5 protein-coding genes and 1 pseudogene are annotated in these 7563 nt (G+C 52.2%); all 6 read right to left on the bottom strand.

Translation table 11 applies throughout. The features are described 5' to 3' along the window. A pseudogene (locus J1G35_RS31135) lies at positions 1 to 606 on the bottom strand (type VI secretion protein VasK); the annotation flags it as partial. A gap of 312 nt (positions 607 to 918) precedes the next feature. After that, positions 919 to 1764: a hypothetical protein gene (locus tag J1G35_RS30265; protein WP_262417479.1), complete on the bottom strand. Its 846-nt coding sequence runs from the start codon at positions 1762 to 1764 to the stop codon at positions 919 to 921. Between the two features lie 89 nt (positions 1765 to 1853). Further along, a complete protein-coding gene (locus tag J1G35_RS30260) occupies positions 1854 to 2117 on the bottom strand; it encodes a PAAR domain-containing protein (RefSeq protein ID WP_082340978.1) in 264 nt (87 codons plus the stop codon). A 906-nt stretch (positions 2118 to 3023) separates the two neighbouring features. Then, positions 3024 to 3911 (bottom strand): hypothetical protein, encoded by an 888-nt coding sequence (locus J1G35_RS30255; protein ID WP_223016838.1) that lies wholly within the window; start codon positions 3909 to 3911, stop codon positions 3024 to 3026. Beyond that, a complete protein-coding gene (locus J1G35_RS30250) occupies positions 3911 to 6670 on the bottom strand; it encodes a hypothetical protein (protein ID WP_223016837.1) in 2760 nt (919 codons plus the stop codon). Before J1G35_RS30250 ends, J1G35_RS30255 begins: the two co-directional genes overlap by 1 nt. A 30-nt stretch (positions 6671 to 6700) precedes the next feature. Beyond that, positions 6701 to 7563 (bottom strand): type VI secretion system Vgr family protein (locus J1G35_RS30245; protein ID WP_223016836.1); only part of this gene is annotated, 863 nt, incomplete at its 5' end.

Raw genomic sequence — 7563 nt, 5'->3', positions numbered from 1 at the left:
CGCGCCCATCGCGGCATCGTCGGCGACTTGGGTTTTGCTCAGTGCCCAGACCACCCCGTCCAATGCACGCCAGCGGCTCAGGCCTTTCCATCGCTCGGGGAAGGACTGATCCAACGCCAACTGGGCGCTGCCGCCCCAGAGCAGGACGGTGCCTTGGCCTTCCAGCCAGAAGAGCTTGGTCAAGGTTGGGGCGAGGGCCTCGATTTCGGTGGGTTCGCCGATGACCAGTAGTAGGCGGGTTTTGTGGCGCCAGAAGAGGCCGTGGCGAGCACGCAGTTGCTTTCTAATCGAGCTAACGCGTCGCGCGGCCTCTGTATCAATGGTCTTGGAATGGTCAGCCTGCATAGGCCGAGGCACATCATCCGCCTGCACTTGCCGGTAAGCCGAATGTCCCAACTGGTGCCCCAAAAAATGGTAGCTCACAACGCACATCACCAGAACCAAGGTCGTAACGGCTATCACCCACAATCCCGCGATTTGGCGATCACCACCAGAGCGAAGTCCAACCAGCTCGGGGTACTGCCAGACCAATACACCCAGCCCCATACCGATCAACACCAGTACAACGAGCAAAGCTCCCAACCACACAACACGTCGAGTCTGCATTCGAAGTTCCTATTTCGAAAGCGATGGCACAGGCGTCAAGACCGTGCTCCAGAGCCCTGCATCAACACAGCCGCTCCCGCTGAAAATGAATTGCGGCCCGGCGCCGCGCTGAATGGTCTGCGTTGCGGCGGCAATCGCCAGCCACGATGATGTTTTGCCCGGGTTCCCCAGCGAGGTATCTAGGTTGTAAAACCCTTGATTGTTCTTCGCAGGGAGCGGCACGGCCGCCAAGACGTTGCTCAGCGCCTCATTCCTCCGCACATCAACTCCCACTCGCCAGGTTTGCTGGATCGACTGCGCGTCGAGAGGCACCTAATCCAATGCCTGGCGCGCGGCGTAGAACAAAGCGTCGGTGTTCGGCTCGCGCGCCTGCTCCGGGCGATGCAGGTAGGCGATTGGGGGCAAGACGGTTTGCGTCAGACGGTTACCAAAAAGCAGCCCGACCGCCGCTTCAGCCGTTCCCTCTGCCTGCTGCGGTGCAAACTGCAAAGCCACGACCAATAAAGACACATTGTCGCCAATTCGCTGATCGAGCCATTGGTCCATTGCGGCAAGGCCACTGCCTTCGACAGGGACAGTGGGCTGGCGGATGTCGGATTCGCTCCAGGCTTGTCGCCAAGCGTGCTGCCACAGGTTTTCCGGCAGAGCGCTATCGACCTCCAGAAGCACAGCAAGTGGTGAGTCAGCGGACGCCCGTCTTAGGACTGGCAACAGATCGGCAAGTACCAGCCTGAATACTCGTCCCAATACTTGCTCGGGGTTTTCATGCACACCACTAGTAAGACGGCTGTGCCGAGAAACAGTTTGGTCCGGCATGCACGGTTGAGCCCAAAGCACTTCGGCTGAGCGCAGCAACGCAGTCAGTTGTGTTGCAGAGGAAGTTCCCGGTTCGCGTAATGCCGTGTGCAGGCTGACACCCAACACCTGTTGGGCGCGCCGACCTCGCCGGATTTTGTAAGCCAAATCCTCCTCACGTGCTTTATCCCAGCCGTCAGCCACCTGTTGTTGACCGAAATACAACAAAACACGCCCGAAGCTAAGCAGACACCAGCCCAAGAATGGAGCGCCCAGGGCCAGCCCCCAGAAACTCGGAGAAGTTTCGCGTAACGATTGAGTACCGAACAAAAACGTCCCGCACACACCAAGCAGCAAAAGCATCAGTGGCAGCACACCTAACCAAAGCCAACCCCTAGGCCGTGAAGGTCGTGGAGACGGTGCGGGGACTTGATCCATTCTGACCGGCATGACTAGCTCGCACTCACTTGAGGCAGAGACGAAATCAAGGTGCAACCACATGCGCAACGATGCCCATGAAACGCGACCGGAATGCCGTGGTCATGAAACGTTGGGTGCCCTTCGGCAATCTCTGTTCGACCGTGGCCAGGAATCGGACAGTCCACCGGGTCGCCCTTGCGAGCAGCACCAATGTCTCTGAAAATCATGACAGTGGATCCTGATAGAATAGCGCCGCCGCCAGTTGTTTTATCACCTATGCGAATGATATTTTTCATGTTCAATCTCCACTTTAGAAGCAACTAAATTACTTGTCTTGTGCAGAAAATATATCTATCAAGCACATCTTAAAACTCAAGAAAAATCCTCGCCTATTATTCCCGACAGATTCGAACCTCTCATAATTTCTCCTACTAAAAACATCAGAAAACAGACAAGCCGATACCACAGTTGTGAGTATCACTATCGCCAAATTAAAAAATCCAAAACATTAGTTAAAAGTTGCTTTCAGATTTAAAAAATCGTTCGCATCACCCTTAACCCTTCTCACAAAAATATATTTTCAAACTATCAACCAGGCGGAAAAACAAAGCTTCCGCTTCTAACAAACTCATCAGCAACCTCCTTAATCGCCTCACTCCCTACCTCCTCCTCTCCGAAAGAATTGCGAGCGCATTCAGACTTCATTAGAAGTTTGTTATTCTCTCCCACTTATAGAAACGCTTTAGCACCCAACTTCTCCTGTGGGACTCAAAAATGCAACTATATCGGCCCCGCCTAAACCCCAAAAAAACGGTATAGGTAGCAGCACCTACCCATCGACTTACTGGCACCCCACTTAAAAATACAGAATCTATCTCCACATTAGAACTCAAATCAAACCTGTATCTAACTAACATTTTATCTGAGATAGCACAAAAAGATAAAACTCTGCTTTTTTCTCACTCAAATACCACGAGGCGCTCACCAACTTATCAGATGCCCACACCAACTTCAGTACCATGTGAAGTTACATGAAAACCCAGAAAATTAAAAAAATAAAATTTTAAAATCAATCACCTTCACGTCGGAATCCTTCCAAAAACCCCATACTCATCAAACCGCGCCTAAAATATGCACCACTCAAAAGCGCCAGCACCAAGCACTTCTGCAACACGAAGCAAAATCTCAACTATTACACACCATCAATTAGAATTGATACGTTCAATCACCCTTAACGGAATTAACCTTTCCTTTCCAACCTCCCCCATCAAACTAACATACTGCTTATAGTACACCCTCGAATGTTCTTTGTCGGACGACCATAATACATCAGCGATATTTAATTTGAGAGCAACTCTACCAGGAGCAACTTCCTCTACCCTTTTTAATATTTCATACGCTATCACTTCCTCACCGGCGAACGCCAACGCATAGCCAATATCATTGTACGCAACTACAGTAGACCTACCGACAGGAAAATCCACAAGCAATTGCTGGATTCGCTCAGCCCCAAGATAGGCCTTTATTGCATCTACATCTGCATCACTCAGGCGATCTCGAACAACACTACTCGCGAGAGATATAGAGTCCATCGACTTTCCAGCCTCAAGTTCCAGTATTTTCACACTGGCAATTTTACGCTTTGAGTACCAAAAATGGCTTCTACCTCCTCCCTCTAACCGCCCTTCATAACCGGACAGTTTTTTGGAGAATTCCGTTTGCTTTACTATTAAGCTTGGATTCTCCCGAGTATAAACGAAAGTCTCATATTGGGTTCCATCAATACCAATACCAGAATGCTGAACGATCCAAGCACAAGTAAATAGAAAATAACTTTCCTTTCCTTTTACAGTATAAGCATCAACTAGCTCAGCTTCCCCACCCTCAGGCTCGCACACATCGGGAATATGGTACTGCACTCCATTTTTACCTGACAGGCGGCCTTTTATAGTTCGGCCACGCTCGCCATCCACTGACACGAACTCAACTGTCTGGGCATCATGAAAGCTTGAATTTAAAGAATAGCTCCTGTCTTGAGCACAAATTGACGCCGAACATCCAAACAGCACAAATAAAAAAAGCTTACCCATTATGAATTCAGCTCCAGCTCAACCATGCTCCGCAACTCATTAAAAAGAGAAACACGTTCCTCCAACCCAATCACACCCCCATTCACTCGTCTCGAAACATCTGTAACATGTTCAACAATTCTCTCTTCAGTTCTCAACACGTACGAACGTTCAATCACATCATTCATTCCACTCATGCTCCACCAGACAAAAGCTGACTCCACCCCATACTTCAAATCGGTGACTATTAAATCTGGGTTATCCAGAAAATCTCTAGGATCGGAAGGATCTTTTTGATTATGTATACGAGAATACTCACGATAATTGTTTTTTCCAGTCAACTGTATAATTCCTCGCCCGCGATATTTATATCCTTCTTGGCTTGCCTCATCTCCATTACCATTCCTATTGGCATAAACATAACTTCCTAAATTAGTGGGATTATTGGCATACATGCCTGAATCACTCCAAAGCTTAGGGCGAAGTCTAGGAAAATAAACACACTCATCCTTTGAATCATCATAGCCGGCTTGATTATTTCGACAGCCAAAAATTTTCCTCATACGAACTGGTGTATAGTTCAGGTTTTCTTCCCGCACCTTAAACCCACTTTCGTGACCAACCTGCGCCAACAGATGAGAAACTCTAAGAGGAGTATCAACACTATATAATTTTGCATATTTATTTAAAATGGGCAATATTGCATCACAATAAGAGTCTTCTATAGTAGATCTCGCTTTTTTTAGCATGGCACGGGTTATTAGTTGACGCTCAGAGGCTGCGGCAAAGCAACTAAGCATGCCTATTGGATGCAGATGATAAACTTGCCCGTGTTTCGGCAATCCAACTACCTCCGCCACCTCATTCCACCAACTGATCTCCCTGATCCGCTCCTTCTCCGCCACCCAGTTCAAAAGTGGAGTCGAGCCGCTATGCCCCAGTACTTCATCCAATGCGTCCCACTTATGCGGTTCGTGGCGCCACTCACTTTCGTAGTGGATGATCAGTTGTGACAGCGACTGCGCGTGTGCCGGTAGTCGAATCGCCGCCTGCAACTCTTCAGCCGTCAACACTCCATCACGGTCTCGATCAATGATGTCGTACAGACGATTCTTCATCGGCCCTTTATCCGACATGTCGGCCCACGGGCCGTGGCGTTCAAGTTGCTCTTCATTAAAACGACCAGCCGCTCGAAAAAAAGACGCCAGGGTTTGCCGAGGGGAGTCATAGTTGAAGACGACGTCGTAGCCCTCCCACGACCATGGACTGAACCACGGCGTGACACCCACCTCTTCACGCACCCAACCATCGAGTAACACACCGTTTGCGTCGTGGAATAGCCCATCAAGCCAATACCAGTTACAGGCGCTTCGATCTGGCGTTGCGGTGACTACGATTTTTTTGTCTGCCGGCAGGCCATCAATCAGGCTTTTGGGCACCAGTAGATCAGCATCACTGGGCGTGCTGGCGGCGCTGAGCGTGGGAGGTTGTGTGGCGCTGAAACGCTCCTGATGCGTCACTACTGCGGTGCCCTTGAAGAATTTCAGCCAGGTCTTGCTGGCAGCAGGTAGTCGCTGGGCCCAGGCACGGCTTGCCTCGATAAATGGCTCCACGTGGTCGGCACTGAACACTTCCAGGTGCAGCTTCTTTTCCGGGTGCTCGGCATTGCCGCCTTGATACTCGCCAATGTGACCGATCAAATCGCCCGCCTTGATCGGGATGGGCTGATCGAGCACCAAGATGCGGTCGGCTAGCGGTTCCGGGGCGCCTTCCAGCGAGTTGAAATGAACGTATTGATTAACACGCTCCAACTTGCGGAACCTGCCTTCACCGCTGACGGTAACTTCCGTGCCATCGGGCAACTCCATAAGGACGGCGCTGCTGGTGTTCGCTTCTGCGCGGACACGCAGTGAGGGAGTCGCTTTGACCCGATACTCATCCCCGACGGTGGGGACCAGATAGTCAACCGAAAGGAAACCGAGCAGTGAGCCGTCGGCATTTTTCAGTACATCTGGTCCGTTAGTGTTTTCCAGCTTGCGATACTCACCCTCACCGCTGACGGTCACCTCCTCGCCTCGTGGCAGCAGCGCCAATACCCTGCCGCCCTGCGCCTGGTTACGCACATTCAGGCCTCGTTGCTCAGGAGGGCCTGCGCGTACGTCGCTAACCGTGGCCTTGACTCGGCGGGTCAGCCCCTCGGGCCAAAATGCCGGACGGAGGATGGAAGAGTCATTCCGGTAAACCGCCCAGTCCTGCAGGTGCATATACAGGCTATAAAAGATCAGGCTCGGCGGTATGTCTGGGCTCACCTCAATCCTGGGCGCTTCGAGGCGATGGCGGACCAGTACAAAGTTGCGTGAAAAGGGCTTGTGTACGCACAGTTCTTCAGTGAAGTAAGCGGTGGTCGGCGAGCACGCATCAATGCGATAGGCCACCACCTCTCCGTCGGCCAGGCAATGCACGCTGGATTGATCCAAGGTACCGGCCGTGCCGCTGTCGAAATGCACCCCGCCGTGCCAAAGGCCATTGCGGCCCAATGGGTAGTAACCGGCTGCTGCCTTGGCCATTTGGGTTAGTTGAAGCAGTGAGTTGCTTTTGTCCTTAAAGGGATGGCTCCAACTTTTCAGCGGTTGCAGTGTGTTGGTATTTGTTTGCGTTAACGCGGTAGCCTCTTCCAACGGTATCTGCGGCGCTGTTGAAGTCAATGCGTCCGGCACATAAATCGGCGCCTTTCGGCCAGGGTTTAAAAGGTTAAAAAACACAGAGAACAAGTTAGCCATGATGTGATTCGCTCCTGGTTCGCAAAGGGATCAGCCAGAGAAATCCGCAGGCCCGTTGGCCTTGGATTTATGCTCGGTCAATTGAGGTGGCTGCGGCATATCCAGAACTTGTTGGGCTGGAGCCAGGAAGTCGAAGTACGCCGACTTGATGAGGTAGTCCCCCTGAGTCCCAGACTCGATGCTGCTCGGATTGAGGGTGATGTAGCTGCCCCCTGCGTTGAGGGTGATCTTCTTTTTCGCCGTGATATGAATCTCGTCCTCGGTACTGGTGATGTCCAAGCCGTGACGCGCAAGTAACTCCAGCTTGTCGTTTTGCGCCTGGATCTTTACCGCCCCCTGATTTGCGATCAGCTTGATCCCCAGCTTGCGCACAAACAGGCTTACCCCCTGACCCACACCGATGAACAGTCGCTTGACCACGCTGATATCTGCCTCGGCCCCAGCGTTGATCATCAGGTTGTCTTGCGCCGCCAATTGCAGGTGCTGGCCGCTGGTCATGGCAACGCCATCAGGCGCGCTGAACATCAGCACGGACGACTTGAGTTGCTCCAGGTCTTGCTTGAGCAACTTCAACTGCGCTTGTACATCGGCGGGGTCTGCATGGGCTGCCTGGGCGTCTACTGACAACCCGGCCAACTGTTCGCCCGCCTGCTGTAACCGGCCCAGCGCGGCGCTCATTTCAAGCATCTGCCCCTGCGCTTTGGGCTGTGCGTCAGCACTGATGAAGATGCCGCTGCCCGCACGGATGGCGGCATGGCCATCGGTACGCAATTCGGCTCCCTGGCCTCGCGGTTGGCGCTCACCATCCACCAGATGCCCAAGACTCAGCTGGCTCTTGCCACTGTGCTCGGTACTCAGCTTGACGTGCTCCTGCCCCCGCGTGTCGTCCATGC

Origin of the sequence: Pseudomonas sp. SH10-3B (assembly GCF_019891415.1) — a bacterium.
Taxonomy (GTDB): domain Bacteria; phylum Pseudomonadota; class Gammaproteobacteria; order Pseudomonadales; family Pseudomonadaceae; genus Aquipseudomonas.
Note: the sequence above shows the minus strand (reverse complement) of the source record. Positions and strands in the feature narration are given on the sequence as shown.

Coding starts and splice junctions, on each gene's coding strand:
- J1G35_RS30265 (WP_262417479.1), bottom strand. CDS start 1,764: ATGCTTTTGCTGCTTGGTGTGTGCGGGACGTTTTTGTTCGGTACTCAA.
- J1G35_RS30250 (WP_223016837.1), bottom strand. CDS start 6,670: ATGGCTAACTTGTTCTCTGTGTTTTTTAACCTTTTAAACCCTGGCCGA.
- J1G35_RS30255 (WP_223016838.1), bottom strand. CDS start 3,911: ATGGGTAAGCTTTTTTTATTTGTGCTGTTTGGATGTTCGGCGTCAATT.
- J1G35_RS30260 (WP_082340978.1), bottom strand. CDS start 2,117: ATGAAAAATATCATTCGCATAGGTGATAAAACAACTGGCGGCGGCGCT.